Consider the following 15,642-nt stretch of genomic DNA (forward strand, 5'->3'; position numbering starts at 1 on the left):
CGTTCGCGTTCGCAGCTATCCGCGCTTGTAGAATCGGTTCGCCAACACTTGCTCGAGCCCCAACACGACGGCCACGGTGCAGATCAAAATCGGAAACAGTTCCCGTCCGGCACGATCGGGATTCGACTCTCGACGGAGCTCGGCAAATTTCTTGACGGTCGCATGCGGTACGTCGGCGAACAGTTTTTCCAATCGCGCGGCATCGATGCGGCGCAGCGATTCGCCGTCGGCAGGGAGATTGACGCTGAACCCAAGATCGACGCCGTCGGCCGAACCGCCGGCTTGCACGCGGTAGTTGCCGGCCGCATCGGTAATGGGCACCGTGAGCCGGTTCCGTTTCAAATCGGCGGCCAAGCGCAACGGCGGCACATCGGCGTTGCGCCGCGTGACGAGATACGTCTCGAAGCGCTTCGTCGGATCGAGTCGCACGATCGCCGCTTCCTGCGCGAGATAGTTCACCGGATCGTCGCGGCCGACCAAGTAAGTCGTCACGCCGTTCATCAACACCACGAACGGCCAAGGCCTCGGACCGATCGGCAGCAAGTTCCAACGATCATCTTCGGGCAAGTCCGTCGGCTCCGAGATCGGCGTCGTGATGGTCAGCGCGCGGCCGAGTCCGATCGGACGTTCGACGATCGCCGGCGCATCGTTGTTATACGGCGCGACGAACGTCGTTCCTTCGGCAGGGGTGAGCTGCCAATAACGATAGACCGGAAAGTCTTCCCACGGCGTCGAACTTTTCACCGGTTTGAAATCGGCCAAGAGCGGATGCTGATCGGCGTCGGGCCAGAAATAAAGATCCCCCTGCGGATAGCGCGCCTGAATGCCGAGCTTGCCGGCGAGCACCGTCTGTGGAATTTCGGTGTTGAATTTCGACGGCTGCGCGTCGGGCCCGAGAAAGAGGGCCGTTCCGCCGCCGCCGCGCGCGTAGGCTTCGATCTGTTGCCACAGCGTGTCGGCCAGGGGCGGCGGATCGAGCAGCACGAGCGCCGAATACTTGTGGAAGTCTTCTTCGGCGAGCTTGTCGTAAGTGCCGTAGAAAACATCGTACGGCGCGATCCCGTTCACCTGCAGCTCGCGGCCGGCGATCGCTTGCGTGTAGTACGCCGCGCGAGTCGCAACGGGGTTCGGCGCGGCGACGAGAATGCGCGGGGCCGAGCGGACGTTGACCGTGAAGTAGCGCACATTATTCTCGGGCAAACTATCGGCATCGTCGATCCGCAACTCCCCTTGATGCGTGCCGAGGTCGAGGCTGCCGATCGTGAAGCTCACTTCCTTCGTTTCATCGGCTGCGAGGTCGACTTCTTGCACACCTCGTTCCGCGAGCTTCCCGGTTTGCGGATCGATAACGAGCAAGCGCACGATCCGCTTCGTTCCTGCGCCGATGGCGGAAACGGCCGACGACACCAACAACGGCCGATTGCGAACGAGCATCTGATCGGACAGCGCGAGATTACCCAAAGCGTAATCGACCGGCTTCTCGGCACCGACGTCGATGAACTCGACCTTCGCGACTCCGCCGTCGACGGCCCGCTGCGCCCAATCGCCGGCGCGATTGCCCGACCACGCACCGACGGAGAAGTCGGTGAAGACGTAGAGCTCCTTGCGCGGGTACTTCGCTTCGCGCAAAAGCTCGGCGGCGCTCTCGCAGGTCGCCGCGAGCGGCACTCCGCGACCGCCGGTTTTCAGCTGCGCGATTCGCTCGCGGGCGATCGTCATGTCGGCTTCATACACACGCGATGGAGTCGAGGTATCGAGAATGCCGATCTCGCTCTTGGCCGGCAACGAAGCGAGCAGCTTGTCGGCGAATTCGCGCGCCGCTTCCAGGCGGGTGCGCTTCTCCGCCGTGTAACTCATGCGCGACGAAGTATCGAACACCAGCACGGCCGTAACCGGGCCTTCTTCATCGCCGAGCATTCCGAAGAGCTTCGCGCTCGGCCGTGCCAGCGCAAAGGCCAAGAGCGCGAGCGCCGCCATGCGCAGTAACAACAACAACAGATGCCGCAGCTTAAGCGTGCGGCGGTTCGAAGTTTGCCGCGCTTGCAAGAAACGGAGCGCAGGAAACTCCAACTGTCGCGGACGCTGGCGCATCATTAGATGCAGCACGACCGGAATTCCGGCCGCTAAGGCTCCGAACAACATTCCGGGATGCATGAATTCCATGGGTCGCCTATCCGCGTGCTCGCCGGCCGACGAGATAGCCCGTGAGCGCCTTATCGAATTGCATGCCGGTATCGATCGGCACGTAGTCGACGCCGCTTTGCGCGCACTCGCGACGATAGGTTTCGCGAAACTTGTCGATCTCGCGCAGGTAGTCGACGCGGTACGAATCGGCATCGACGAGCAACCGATCTTGCGACTCCGGTTCCTCGAATTCGCAGATGCCGTGGAACGGAAACTTCACTTCCGCTTCATCGAGAATGTGGAACAAGATGACGTCGTGTCCGCCGTGGCGGAGCCGTTGCAACGACTTCACGACCGGTTCCGGATCGGTCAACAAGTCGCTGAAGATCATGACGAGGCTGCGGTGCCGAAGCATCGCCGCGACTTGAATCAAACACTTCGCAATGTCGGTCTTGCCGCTCGGCTTGAGGTTGGCGAGGATCGACAGGACGGTGCCGAGCTGCGTTCGTTTCGAGCGGGGCGGAATGCTCGCGCGAATCCGTTCGTCGAACGTGACGAGTCCGACCGGGTCTTGCTGATGCACCATCAGGTAGCACAGCGCGGCGGCGATGCAAACGGCGTAGTCGAACTTCGTCGTCTCGCCTTGATAGGTGTAGCCCATCGATCCGCTGAGATCGATCACCAAGTAGCCGGTGATGTTCGTTTCGGCTTCGAACTTTTTGACGTAATACTTGTCGGTCTTCGCGAAGACGAGCCAATCGATATCGGCCGGATTGTCGCCGGCCGTATATTTGCGATGTTCGCTGAACTCGACGGAGAAGCCTTGAAAGGGGCTCGCGTGCAGCCCTTGCAAGAAGCCTTTGACGATGAACTGCGCGCGAAGATCGAGCCGGGAGATCTGTCGCGCGACTTCCGGCTTAAGATACTTTTCCGCGGCGGACATGGGAGAAAACCAGAAGTCAAAAACCAGAAACTAGAATTTGGAAACCAGAAGAGGAGAGCATTAGGACATGAGTACCGTCCGCACCTACTTTCTGGTTTCTAGTTTCTGGTTTCTGATTTTTGCGCTATTTCTTCCGGAATTCCTGCATGAAGCCGGCGAGCGCTTCGACCCCTTCGATCGGCATCGCGTTGTAGATCGACGCGCGGATGCCGCCGACCGAGCGATGGCCCGGCAAGTAGTGCAGATCGCGAGCTTCGGCTCCCTTGATGAAGCGCTTTTGCGTTTCCTCGTCGGGAAGCTTGAAGGTGACGTTCATCAACGAGCGGCTGTTCTTCTGGGCATGGCCCGTATAGAAGCCTTCGGAAGCGTCGATCACGTCGTAGAGCAGCTTCGCTTTCTTCTTGTTGTGCGCGAGCATCTTGTCGAGCCCGCCGATGTCGTTCTTCAGCCAGCGCGTGACGAGCAGCATGATGTAGATCGCGAACACGGGCGGCGTGTTCAAGAGCGACTTCTCTTTCGCATAGAGCGCGTAGTTCATCATCGTCGGCAGCTTCTCGCTCGAACGAGCGAGCAAGTCTTCGCGCACGATCACGGTCGTCACGCCGGCAGGGCCCGAGTTCTTCTGAGCGCACGAATAGATCAAGCCGTAGCGGTCCATCGGCAACGGGCGGCAAAGGAAGTCGCTCGACGCATCGCACACGAGCGGGATGGCGCCGGGCGTGGCGCTGCCGGTTTCCGGTTCGTCGAGAAACTGCACGCCTTGGATCGTTTCGTTCGACGTGAAGTAGGCATACGCGGCTTTCGGGTCGACCTTCGATTCGCCGGCCGCGGGAAGGCGATCGTAGTTCGTCGCTTTCGCGTCGTACACGTTCCGTACGGTTCCGAACTTCTTCGCTTCGTCGAGCCCCATTTTGCTCCATGCGCCGGTGACGATGTAGTCGGCCGATTGGCCTTCCGGCAGCAAGTTCATCGGCACCATCGAGAACTGAAGCCGACTTCCCCCTTGCATGAACAAGACTTTGAAATTCGCGGGAATCTTCAGCAAGTCGCGCAAATTCGCTTCCGTCTCTTCGAGCACCTTATCGAACCACGGACAGCGGTGGCTGATTTCCAAGGCCGATACGCCGAGGCCCGGCAGACTGAGCAGGTCGCGTTGCGCTTCCTGGAGAACGGAGAGAGGGAGCGTCGCAGGACCGGGGGAAAAGTTGTAGACTCGCTTATCCATGATGCGGAAAACTCTCGAAATGGGCGGCGTCGGGCTGCCAGGTTACGGTCGGCGTCTTACCAGGTCGTGATAGGCGGCGGCGGAACCTGTTACGCCTCGACGCGGCTCGACGACGGTAGGGCGACCAACGCGAAAAACAATCGTCTTTCGCTTACGGCAGCGGAAACCTCCTAAGATACACTTTCTCGCACGACGTTGACCAGTCCTACGAAGACCCTCTCATGAAAACCCGGCAATTCACGCATTCTTCCCAAGTCGCGGCTTCCGCCGAAGAGACGTTTGCATGGCATGCGCGACCGGGAGCTTTCCAACGCCTAACGCCCCCTTGGGAGCGGGTCGAAGCCATCGACCAAAAAGGAACCATTCGCGATGGCGATCGCCTCACGATCCGCTTGAAGATCGGGCCGGTGTGGCAACAGTGGATCGCCGAGCACGTCGACTATATCGAAGGCCGGCAGTTCTGCGATCGCCAAGTCGCCGGACCGTTCGCCGAATGGGAACATCTGCATCAGTTCACTCCGGAAGGTTCCGGCCATTGCCGGCTGGTCGACCGAATCGAGTATGCGTTGCCGATGGGTGCGGTGAGCAACCTCGTTGCCGGCCGCGCGGTCGAGCGAAAGCTGCGACGGAACTTCAAGTATCGCCATCGCATTACGTCCGACGACATCGCGGCCCATCATCGCTTCGCCGGCCGCGCGCCGTTGCGAGTGCTGCTCAGCGGCTCGAACGGAATGGTCGGCGCGGCGCTGCTGCCGATGCTCACCTCCGGCGGCCACACCGTCTTGCGGCTCGCGCGGGCCGCGAGCTCGCGCGGCGGTATTCGTTGGGATCCCGAGGCCGGCGAGATCGATCCTTCGTCGCTCGAAGGGTTCGATGCCGTGGTGCATCTCGCGGGCGAAAACATTGCGAGCAGTCGCTGGAGCGATGCGCAGAAGAAAAAGATCTTAGAGAGCCGCACGCTCGGGACGCGCTTGCTCGCCGAAACCCTCGCGAAGCTCAAGAACCCACCGAAGGTTTTCCTCTGTGCCTCGGCCGTCGGTTTTTACGGCGACCGCGGTGATGAGCAGTGCGACGAAAGCTCGCCGCGCGGCCAGGGCTTTCTCGCCGATGTCTGCGCGGCCTGGGAAGCAGCGACCGAACCGGCGCGCGACGCCGGGATTCGCACGGTCAATCTGCGCTTCGGCGTGATTTTGTCGGGGTCCGGCGGAGCCTTGGCGAAGATGCTGCCGCCGTTTCTCGTCGGCGCAGGGGGACGCATCGGCAGCGGCAAGCAGTGGATGAGTTGGATCGCGCTCGACGACGTCATCGGCGCGATCCATCATGCGCTGTTCACCGAGAGCATCGCGGGTCCGACGAACGTCGTGAGTCCGCATCCGGTCACGAACCGAGAGTTTACGCGCGTGCTCGGCAGAGTTTTGCGTCGACCGACGATCTTCCCGCTCCCGGCGTTTGCCGCACGGCTCGCCTTAGGACAGATGGCCGACGAACTGCTGCTCGCGGGACAGCGCGTGTTGCCGCGCCGGTTGCAAGCGAGCGATTACCCGTTTCGATTCGCAGAGCTTGAGCCGGCGCTACGGCACTTACTCGGCCGCGCGTAACGCGTTCGTTAGCGAATGCGTATGCGTTAACGCCTCGTTAAAACGCCAACATCTGCTTGTATTCCGTCATCCGTTGGTCGAGATCTGCACGTTTGATTTGCTTCATCCGGTCGAGGCTGAAATCTTCGACGTTGTAGCTCGCGACGATCGTGCCGTAGGCGAGCGCTTCTTTAAGCGTGCGAGGCTCGAAGTTTCCCTTCGCTGCCAAGTAGCCCATCATTCCTCCTGCGAAGCTGTCACCTGCTCCGGTTGGGTCGACGACGTTCGACGTCGGGAACGCCGGCAAGACATACGTTTCGTTCTCGCCGCAGAACATCGCGCCGTGTTCCCCTTTCTTGACGATGACGAACTTCGGCCCGAGCTTGCGGACTTCTTGTCCTGCGCGGACGAGGTTTTCGTGGCCGGTAAGCAGCTTGGCTTCGCTGTCGTTGAGCACGATCCCGTCGATGCGTTTCAGCAGCTTCAAGAGGGGCTCGCGTTGGATATTGATCCACAAATCCATCGTGTCGCAAACGCTCAGTGCCGGCTTCTCGACTTGCTCGAGCGTGTTGAGCTGCATGATCGGCGAGCCGTTTGCGAGGAACACGAACTTGCTTTTCTTTTCGGCGTCGGAGAGCTTCGGGTTGAACGTCTCGAAGACGTTCAGTTGCACTTCGAGCGTCTCACGGTCGTTCATGTTCGGCATGTACTTCCCGCGCCAGCGAAACGTCTTCGCTCCCGGCACGACGCGCAAGCCGTCGGTGTTCACCTGCTGCGACCGGAGCAGCTTCGTATGTTCTTCCGGCCAATCTTCGCCGACTTCCGCGACGAGGCTCACCGGCGTGAAGTAGCCTGCGGCGTAGGAGAAGAACGTCGCCGAACCGCCGACGACGTTGTCGCGCTTGGCCGTAGGAGTTTCGACACTATCGAAAGCGACCGAACCGACGACGAGCAGAGACATACCGAGCACTCCCGAAGCTGAAACGGATAAGCGAAGTTAGTTATCGCGGATTGTGCGAAATTATCTCTCCCGGCGGCGTCTGTGCAAGGAGTCGACTTGGCCGCGAACGGGAAAAGCGCCTAAGATATGCCGGCATACGGCTTCTCCGTCTCTCGCGATCGGTCTCGTGAACCCGCTGAAACTTCGCCATCTCGTCGAGTATTTCGTCGCGAGGGTCTTCGTTTGCGCCTTGCAAACGCTTCGCCCCGAGACGTGCCATGCGCTGGCGCGCGCGCTCGCTTGGCTCTGCGGCGACGTGCTGAACGTGCGCGGTCAGACGGTTGACGAGAATCTTCGACTCGCGTTTCCCAAGTGGAACGCGGAGCGCCGGCAGAAGTGCCGCCGCCGGATGTGGGTCCATCTGTTTCTCTTCGCAGCCGAAGTGACGCAAGCGCCGCGGCGCATCCGCATCACCAACTATCGCGACTTCATCGATTTTAGAAATCGCGACGTGTTCGGCCGGACGATGTTCGACAAGCGCGGCGTAATCTTCGTCACCGCGCATTTCGGGGTCTTCGAGATGCTCGGCTACAACTCCGGCCTGACCGGCTTCCCGACGTACTCCGTCGCGCGAACGCTCGACAACCCGTATCTCGAAGCGTTCATCGGCCGCTTTCGCGGCGCGACGGGACAACATCTCATTCCGAAAGAAGGAGGCTCCGAGCGACTGATGAAAGTGCTCGGCGACGGCGGCATCGTCGGCATCTTGGCCGATCAATACGCCGGCTCGAAGGGTTGCTGGGTCGACTTTTTCGGCAGGCCCGCCAGCGCACACAAAGCGATCGCGCTCCTCTCGCTCGGCAACGACATTCCGCTCGTCGTCGTCTCCTGCAAGCGAACCGGCGGGCCGATGCACTTCACGCAGTATGCACATGCCGTCTTCGATCCACGAACCGCGCCGCCGGAAATGCAAAACGTCAAAGCGGTAACGCAATGGTTCACGCATGAATTCGAAAAATTCATCCGCGAAACGCCCGACCAATACTGGTGGCTCCATCGCCGCTGGCGCGACAAGCGCGAGAAGAAGAAAAAGAAGGTCGACGTCGCAAGCTAACACAGCCGCAAGCTAGTTCGCTCTCAAGCCGACTCGCCGACGATTCGCTCCGCACTGCCGACGTTTTCTTCGATCCATTGCAGGTAGGCGGCGCTGGTCGCCACGATGTCGAACGCCACGATCTCGGGCATCTCGTAGGTATGCAACTCGCGAATCGCCGTCGCGACGGCGTCGAACCGATCGCGGCGCGTCTTGAGAGTCAGCGTCCACTCTTCCGTCGTTTCGATTTGGCCGTGCCAGCGATACATGCTCGCGATCGGGCCGCCGACCTGCGCGCATGCGACCAGCCCGCGACGTACCAATTCCAGACCGACTTCTTCGCCGGCCGTGCGGTTGGAAAACGTCGTGACGATCTGAATCGCTTCGATCATGGCTACTCTCGAATAAGAATCGTGATGCGGCCGAATGTATTGTGTAGGAAGCCGAAGTACCAGACGACGTGTGAATTTTCTAGATAATTCCCCGCAACGGCCCGCCCGGAGCGGCCAATGCATCGACTTTCCGCGTCACTGCCGCGTCTTCAATGAGCGGCGGCGCGTGATGCGGTTTGATCCGCGCATCGATCACCAGCGAGCCGCGGCAGCCCCAATGTTTATCCCGAGTAAACTCTCCGATACCGTAAGTATCGGTCGCCGGATTCGAGCGCGTGAACGTCGTCCACAGAAAATTATTCAACGATCGGGCCGCGAACTCCGCATCGTCGACGATCACGACGAGCGGCCAGCGGTTGATCGGATCGTCGGGCGTGAACCGACCGCAAAACTTCTCAGCCGAGGTGTTTCCGCCTTCCAAGACCAGTACTCCCGGCAGCGCCACGCGCGGGTTCTCGAAGCCGTCGCCGAGCTTTAGTTCACTCGGATCGCTCGGAAGCTCGGTCGGCAATGTGCGCCGCTTCGGGCCGACTGCCGCGAGGACGACCTTCGATCCTTCGTTCAGCCCGGTGCCGCTGTAGTCGAGCGTGTCGATCGTCGTTTGGGTTTGGAAATGGAGGTCGCGCGTCCAATCGATCCGCTCCAGCAGGTGGCGGAAGAAGCCGGCGATATCGTGAAGCTCGAGCGCCGGAGCGTCGTCGCGCGCGGCGATCATCAAATACTTCGCGAGCGACATCTGACCTTGTCCGAGAATCGCGTTGGCTTGCGTCAGCAATTCTTGCGGCCTGCGCAACTCGGCGTAAGGCATGTACCGTTCGCTGCCGAGCGCGAGCAGCAACGGATGCACTCCGGCCGCATCGACCGCATGCACGCCATGCACGCCCGGAATGACGGTCGGGATGATCGGCCCGGTGAGTTCGTGAATGAACGCGCCGAACGAAGTGTCTTCTTGCGGCGGCCGGCCGACGACCGTAAACGGCCAGATCGGGTCCGGGCGATGATAAACCTTGTCGACACGCAAGACCGGAAAGTCGTGCGTCTTCGCGTAGTAGCCGAGATGGTCGCCGAAAGGGCCTTCGGGCAACGTCCGATCCGGGTCGATCGTGCCGGTGATGACGAAGTCGGCCTCGGCGTGAATCGCCGGCCCTTGCGCCGGGCGGATCAACGGAATGCGCCGACCTCCGAGCGCACCGGCGAACGACACTTCGGGAATCGCTTCCGGCAGCGGCATCACCGCCGCGACGGTCATCGCCGGCGGACCACCGACGAAGATCGAGACGCGCAGCGGTTCGCCGCGCCGGCGCGCGGCCGTGTGATGCACGCCGATGCCGCGATGCAGTTGATAGTGCAGCCCGACTTCGCGGTCTCGCTCGTAGCGATTGCCGGAAAGTTGGATCCGATACATGCCGAGGTTCGAGCGTTGCCATCCGCGCCGCTCGGGATGTTCCGTATAGACCTGCGGCAGCGTCACGAACGGGCCGCCATCGTCGGGCCAACTCACGATCGGCGGCAGCGCGGAGATCGTCGTTTCGTGCGCGAGCGCCGGGCCGGTGCGCACGTAACGCGGCAGCATCCGCAGCGCCGCGGGCACCGCCGAGAGATAACGCCAAGGGCGTGTCATGTCGCGCGCGGGATCGATCTTCAGCCGAATCAACTGCTCGACTTGCGCCAACGTATCGCGAAAAAGATAGCGCGTCCGTTCGATGGTGCCGAACAGGTTCGAGACGGCCGGGAAGCGGCAACCCTTGAGCCGCGAAAAGTAAATCGCCGGTCCTCCGGCTTGGTAGACCCGTCGTTGAATCGCGGCCGCTTCGAGGCGCGGATCGATCTCGTCGTCGATCCGAATTAGTCGGCCCGACGTCGCCAGATCGTCGACGCATTCACGAAGCGTGCGGTAACCCATAATGGTCGGAGATCCCGTTCTGTGGAGTCGATCGCTACGAACCAGTTCTCCGGCTTATAGATTCCAACGCGACGTTTGTCGCGACGGCGGTGTTCACGCAATCGCTCAATCGTGCTTTGCGTCGCGTCTGTCTTGGCGCTTCTCGAGCTTGCCTCGTTTTTGGGTCGAGAGGCGTTTAGCCTTCTGTTCTTCGATCTTCTTCGCCGACATCTTATTGGGATTCGCGATATATCGCTCCTTAGAAAATTTACGGCAGCTGTGCTTATGGCGACTGTACTTATGGTGACTGTGCGGCTTTTAGTTCTTGTCGCTTCACCCGTTTCAATCGTTTGTCGTCCGCTTTGCGCTTCTGTTCCTGCTCGCGGATCTTCTTCGCTACGGTATTCTGTTGCTTTGCGATAACGCGCTCCTTAAAAAAATGCGGCCCGTCATTCTAGCAGTACGCCGAAAAACCGACAGGCGTCATCTCATCCGACGCCAAGAGGCAAACGCATTCCGTGCTATAGTTAAGCGACAGGGTGTTTTCCGCTGCCGGCACGCGGAATGCTGAATCTTTCGGCATCCGATTGCCGGAAGCGGGCGGATTTCGAGAGAGCCGTGTGCGAGGGGTCGTGAGCGATGAACGGAAAACTGCATAGCGCATGGTCGATGCTGAAGGAAGCGGTCGTCGATTTCGTCGACCACAACTCCACACGGCTCGGGGCCTCGTTTGCGTTTTACAGTATCCTTTCGCTCGCCCCTTTGCTCGTCTTCACCATTGCGATCGGCGAAACGTTTCTCGATGCCGATGAAGTGCGCAAGTACCTCGTCGACGAAGTGCGACGGGCCGTCGGCAACGAGGGAGCCAAGGCGGTCGAAACGATGCTCGCGAAACGCCGCCCGGCCGAAGGAAGTTTGCTCGCGACGTTGCTCGGCCTGGGGACGCTGCTGTTCGGCGCGTCGGGAGCGTTCGGCGAAGTGCAAGCCGCGCTGAATACGATTTGGGGGGTGCAGCCCAAGCCGAACGCCGCGCTCTGGACGATGCTTCGCTACCGCTTTCTTTCGTTTTGCTTGGTGCTCGGCACCGGCTTTCTCATGCTCACGTCGATGGTGATCGGCACGATCGTCACGGCGGCCGGCACTTTCGTCAACGATTCTTGGCCGAACATCCAACCGCTGGAGCATTGGCTGACCATGCTCGCGGCGTTCGTCCTCGCGACATTGCTCTTCGCGATGATCTTTAAGATCCTGCCCGACGCTAAAGTCCCGTGGCGCGATGTCTGGAGCGGGGCCTTGCTCACGGCCTCGCTGTTCACGATCGGCAAGTTCTTGATCGGGCTCTATATCGTTAAGAGCGGGCTCAGCTCGGCCTACGGAGCAGCGGGGTCGCTCGTGGTGCTCGTCGTCTGGATTTATTACTCGGCGCAGATTCTCTTCTTCGGCGCCGAGCTCACGCATGTTTACTCGAAGCGCCGCGGCGCGGAAGTGCCACCGACCGAAGTGGCGTACAAAAAGAAGCCGGCGAAAGCGCGCCGCTGAGCGGGCTCCGAGTTATCTTTCCTCTTTTGCGATTCGACGTCGTCATGCCTGACTGGCTCCGCATTTTTCCCGACTCGAACCATCGCTGGACGATGGGAGTGCGCCCCGGCGACGTGGCGAACTACTTCGCCTCGCGCGATGAGACCGGTACGCTCTTGCCCGAACGCGCGCGGCTGCTTGCCGACGAGCCGGAGAAGTACGCGCTGTTGTTGCCGGAAGGGGAACCGTCTCTGCGGGAAACGGTAGCGCTCGCGCAATCGCTCGGGATCACGATTCCTGAGCTGCACTCTCGGGAACCACGAACCGCGCTCACGGCCCTAGGATCTGCTTGGGAGCCGGATCTCGTTTGGCTGTTGCCTGCGGCCGGCGGCGCGCATCGGGTCGTCGGCGGTGTCGTCTGCTTTCCGAGCTCGTGGGCCCTGGCCGATAAGCTGGGGCTGCCGATGGCGGAAGTACATGCTCCCGTGCCGGGCCTCAACGAAGTGCTCGGCCGGCAGGTCGATCGGTTTCTCGAAAAACTTGCGCCCGGCGATTCCTGGACGCGCGAGAATTGGAGCTTGAGCCGCACCCCTGCGCGGAACCAACACACATCTCTCCAGCACGCAACATCGAACTGGCCGCGGCTCGACGCCGAAACGCCGGCCGACGAAGTCTGGATTCGGCTCGAACATCAGATCTTGCTGCGTCTGCCGCAGAGCGGCGCGGTGTTGTTCGGAATCCGAATCGAATCGGTGCCGCTGGGAGATCTGCTTCTCGATGCGACGGCGTCGGCGCGCTTCGCTCGCACGCTTGAAACGATGTCCGACGAGGCGGCGGCCTATAAGAACTTCCTCGCGATGCGAGCGCGGCTGATCGGATTCTTGCGCGACGCCGCGGCTCGCTGAACGAAACGCCGCAGCGAAGCTGCGACGATGCTTAATCCCGTTTCGGTATCGTGCCGTGCGGGCCGGCGCGATCGCCCCGATGCACGCCGTCGTGCTTGTCGTCGTCGTCGTGATCATCATCGTCGACGTCGTCGTACCACGCTTCGGGTAGCGGCGGTTCGGTGAGCAAGGCATTGCGATGTGTGAGAATATCTTCCGCGGCATGATACCGAGAGCGAACGTTGTATTGCGGAATGAAGCCGCCGACGATGATGAGTGCGGCGAGCGACAACACGGCGAGCTTTTCGCGCGGCCCGATGGCAAGCGAAACGCTGGAGGCGTAACGCGTTCCCGTGAACAGCACGAAATACGCTTTGACGAGCGCGATGCCGTTCAACGCCGCCGCGACGACGACCGCCAAGCCGATCGACGGATAAACGCCGACCGCACCGTCGACCAAAAGCTCGGTGCCGATGAAGCCGGCCGTGCCCGGGAACCCGACGCTGGCAAGCCCGGTAAGCACGAAGCAACCGGCGAGCTCGGGCGTGTGGTCGTAGAGACCTTGAAATTCGACGAGCGAGAGCCGACCGCGGCGCGATTCGAGCGCCCGCAAAGTCAGGCCGAAGCCCCCGAGCGAAACCCCGATCGAGAGCCAAACGCAGAGCGCGCCGGTGAGGCCGATCGGCGTGACGATCTCGAGGCCGACGAGGACGAGCGAGGAGTGGCTGAGGAATAAGTAGCAAAAGAAACGCCGAGCTTCACGCTGCACAAGCGCCATGCCGGCCGCATAGACGGCGGTGACGAGCGAGATCAACCCGATGGCACGCAACACCTCGTCGGATGCGACGGGGAGAACGAGCCGGACCGCGGCGTAGGCCCCGACCATCGGCGTGACGAAGAGGAGTGCGGAGCCGAACGTCGCTCGATCGAACAGGTCGACCATCCAGGTGTGAAACGGAGCGACGCCGCTGCGAATCAGCACCGCGGCCAACAGCGGCAGCACGGCGACGAGCGACGGCACGCCCTGAGTTCCTTCCGCTTCGATTCGCCACCAACCGAACAACAAGAGCGCGATGAACAGACCCATGTGGATCGCAAAGACACGCGAGGAGCCTCCGCGCGCCCGGATCTCGATATACGGCGGCAAGGTTCCGAGCATGAGCAGCGCGACGATCCCCCACGGAATCTTGCAGCTGAACGTAGCAAGTAGAATCGCTTCGCCGACGAGCATCCAAGAGAAGGAGAACCGCCGAATCTTGGTGCGCAGCGTGGCGAACGTCGTGAGGAAATACAGCAAGGCCGCTAGCGGCAAGAGCGGGGCGCTCAATTGGTCGATCACGAAGATTTCGCGACCGAATATTTCCGTCATCACATGCCAACGATCTTCGGCGTCGATCGCTTCCTGGCCGGCCGCTTGAGCCGCTTGCAGCCACCCGAAATCTTGCCAAGCGCCGACGGCGCAACAAAACGCGATACCGGTAAACACGACCGACCATTTCCGAGCTTCGAACGGATTCTTCATCCGCGCGACGAACAGCGCGCCGAGCAGCGGAACGAGAATCGCGCACTCGATAAAGGGGAAATGCAGCTCTTTCATTGCATCTCCTCCAGGCCGGCCGAAGCCGCTTCCGAGTCGCGCGGCTCGTTCTTCGTCGAGCCCGCCAACAGATCGATCCAGCGCCGTTCCACACGATCGCAGAACCGGAACACTCCCAAAAGCGGCGCTACGAAATAAGCTTCCAAAGCGTCGTCGAGATAACCCCGTTCGATCGCTAAGCGATAGAACCAAATGCGAACTTTCGTCGGCAGCAGGCGTTCCCACATGCCCGACTTATGCGGCAGGTGGTCGCCGATCGCGTTTTCAAGAATGCGGTAGTCGTGCAACAGCGAGGGAGCGCGCACGAATTGAAGCGTGCGCAAGCAACCATGCCCGAGAATATGAATCAGCGCCAAGTAACGAATGAACTCGCCGGCCGCAGGGTCGAACCAAATCGAGACGAGCGACGCAAGCCCGATCTCGGCCGTGATGAAGCCGACCTGGGTGAGCGAAGCGAACGACAGCGCGCTCTTGATATCCGTTTGCACGCGGCCGGCGAAGGCCGAGAAGATCGACGACGTCAGTCCGAGCAACACGACCGCCACGCTCAAGCTCACGGAAAGATCCAAGAGCGGGCTCGCGCGCAACAATAAGAAAGCACCCAGGTGGACCGATAAGGCCCCGTAGAACACGGCACTCGACGGAGTCGGGCCTTCCATCGCGCGGGGCAACCAGCCCGAGAACGGCACCATCGCCGATTTTCCCGCCGCGGCGATCACTAACAACGAGCCGACCAGAAACGCTTGGCTCGCGCTCAACGTGGCATCTCCCTCGGGCCACGGAGCCGAGCCGAGAAACTTCGCGAAGTCGCCGCCCCCTTTCATGTGATGCAGCGCCACGGAGGCGAACAACAGCGCGGCATCGGAGATGCGATACACGCACCAGACGCGGAGCCCGTTGCGCACGGGTCCGGGCCGGTCGTGATAGAAGGCGACCAACAAGGCGGAGGAAAGTCCGACGAGTTCCCAACCGGCGAAGAGGGTCTCGATCGTGCCGGCGACCGACGTGACGATCATGCCGAGCATGAACATCGCATATAAAGCGAAGAACCGATTGAAGCCTTGTTCGCGATGCATGTAGCGAATCGCGAACTTGCCGATCGTGCCGCAAAGCAAGAACGTGAGGATCACGAACGGCACGGAAAGCCGATCGAAGACGAACTTCACGGCGAAATGGTAATGCACGTGACCATGCTCGAGCTGAACCCAGTTGCCGAGTTCGACCGGCACTTGTCGGGTGCCGAGCGAGAGCATGAGCCCGAGGATCGCGACCCCGGCGGCGAAGCCGGCAACGACGGCCACTTGCACCAAGCCGCCGATCACGCGCTCGGAGAACGGGCGGCCGATGAACGAGGTGACGCCGAGCAGCAGCACGAGCAACGTCGGGATGCCGACTATCGTTTCGCCGAGGATCTTCAGAAGCAGCGTATCGTCGGGCATAGTCGTCGGCGTAGGGAACTGCGGAAGC

Annotated in this window: 12 protein-coding genes; 4 read left to right on the forward strand and 8 right to left on the reverse strand. The window is 61.2% G+C overall.

The genetic code is table 11. From position 1 onward, the window contains the following. Positions 1-15: 15 nt before the first annotated feature. The 3 genes from K8U03_13230 to serC all read right to left on the reverse strand — a co-directional run bounded on the left by K8U03_13230 (position 16) and on the right by serC (position 4,292). Positions 16-2,163, reverse strand: a complete 2,148-nt coding sequence (locus tag K8U03_13230; GenBank protein MCE9605852.1) for a BatA domain-containing protein — start codon at positions 2,161-2,163, stop codon at positions 16-18. 7 nt (positions 2,164-2,170) lie between these two features. Beyond that, positions 2,171-3,067, reverse strand: coding sequence for a DUF58 domain-containing protein (locus K8U03_13235; protein ID MCE9605853.1), 897 nt, complete (start codon positions 3,065-3,067; stop codon positions 2,171-2,173). A gap of 124 nt (positions 3,068-3,191) precedes the next feature. Further along, positions 3,192-4,292 carry a 3-phosphoserine/phosphohydroxythreonine transaminase gene (serC, locus tag K8U03_13240; protein ID MCE9605854.1) on the reverse strand — a complete coding sequence of 367 codons (1,101 nt, stop codon included), beginning with the start codon at positions 4,290-4,292 and terminating at the stop codon, positions 3,192-3,194. A 221-nt stretch (positions 4,293-4,513) separates the two neighbouring features. Between serC and K8U03_13245 the strand changes: the two genes are divergently transcribed. Further along, entirely contained in the window at positions 4,514-5,890 is a 1,377-nt protein-coding gene (locus tag K8U03_13245) for a TIGR01777 family oxidoreductase (GenBank protein ID MCE9605855.1), read from the forward strand. Positions 5,891-5,927: 37 nt separating this feature from the next. Here K8U03_13245 and K8U03_13250 read toward each other — a convergent pair whose 3' ends face one another. Further along, entirely contained in the window at positions 5,928-6,830 is a 903-nt protein-coding gene (locus tag K8U03_13250; GenBank protein ID MCE9605856.1) for a sugar kinase, read from the reverse strand. Between the two features lie 166 nt (positions 6,831-6,996). Between K8U03_13250 and K8U03_13255 the strand changes: the two genes are divergently transcribed. Beyond that, the gene (locus tag K8U03_13255; GenBank protein ID MCE9605857.1) at positions 6,997-7,923 is read left to right on the forward strand and encodes a lysophospholipid acyltransferase family protein; all 927 of its coding nucleotides are present in this window, start codon (positions 6,997-6,999) and stop codon (positions 7,921-7,923) included. Positions 7,924-7,946: 23 nt separating this feature from the next. Here K8U03_13255 and K8U03_13260 read toward each other — a convergent pair whose 3' ends face one another. Further along, the gene (locus K8U03_13260; GenBank protein MCE9605858.1) at positions 7,947-8,294 is read right to left on the reverse strand and encodes a divalent-cation tolerance protein CutA; all 348 of its coding nucleotides are present in this window, start codon (positions 8,292-8,294) and stop codon (positions 7,947-7,949) included. A 79-nt stretch (positions 8,295-8,373) separates the two neighbouring features. Continuing rightward, on the reverse strand, positions 8,374-10,197 hold the full coding sequence (locus tag K8U03_13265; protein ID MCE9605859.1) for a UbiD family decarboxylase: 1,824 nt from the start codon (positions 10,195-10,197) through the stop codon (positions 8,374-8,376). Between the two features lie 618 nt (positions 10,198-10,815). Between K8U03_13265 and K8U03_13270 the strand changes: the two genes are divergently transcribed. Both K8U03_13270 and K8U03_13275 read left to right on the forward strand, forming a co-directional pair. Beyond that, positions 10,816-11,715 (forward strand): YihY/virulence factor BrkB family protein, encoded by a 900-nt coding sequence (locus K8U03_13270; protein ID MCE9605860.1) that lies wholly within the window; start codon positions 10,816-10,818, stop codon positions 11,713-11,715. Positions 11,716-11,759: 44 nt separating this feature from the next. Continuing rightward, positions 11,760-12,599 (forward strand): DUF3445 domain-containing protein, encoded by an 840-nt coding sequence (locus K8U03_13275; GenBank protein MCE9605861.1) that lies wholly within the window; start codon positions 11,760-11,762, stop codon positions 12,597-12,599. A gap of 31 nt (positions 12,600-12,630) precedes the next feature. Here the strand turns inward: K8U03_13275 and K8U03_13280 are convergent, their stop codons facing one another. Both K8U03_13280 and K8U03_13285 read right to left on the reverse strand, forming a co-directional pair. Then, positions 12,631-14,175, reverse strand: a complete 1,545-nt coding sequence (locus K8U03_13280) for an oxidoreductase (protein MCE9605862.1) — start codon at positions 14,173-14,175, stop codon at positions 12,631-12,633. Beyond that, on the reverse strand, positions 14,172-15,614 hold the full coding sequence (locus tag K8U03_13285) for an oxidoreductase (GenBank protein ID MCE9605863.1): 1,443 nt from the start codon (positions 15,612-15,614) through the stop codon (positions 14,172-14,174). Before K8U03_13285 ends, K8U03_13280 begins: the two co-directional genes overlap by 4 nt. Positions 15,615-15,642 lie beyond the last annotated feature (28 nt).

Source organism: Planctomycetia bacterium, assembly GCA_021413845.1.
In the GTDB taxonomy this organism is placed as follows: domain Bacteria; phylum Planctomycetota; class Planctomycetia; order Pirellulales; family PNKZ01; genus PNKZ01.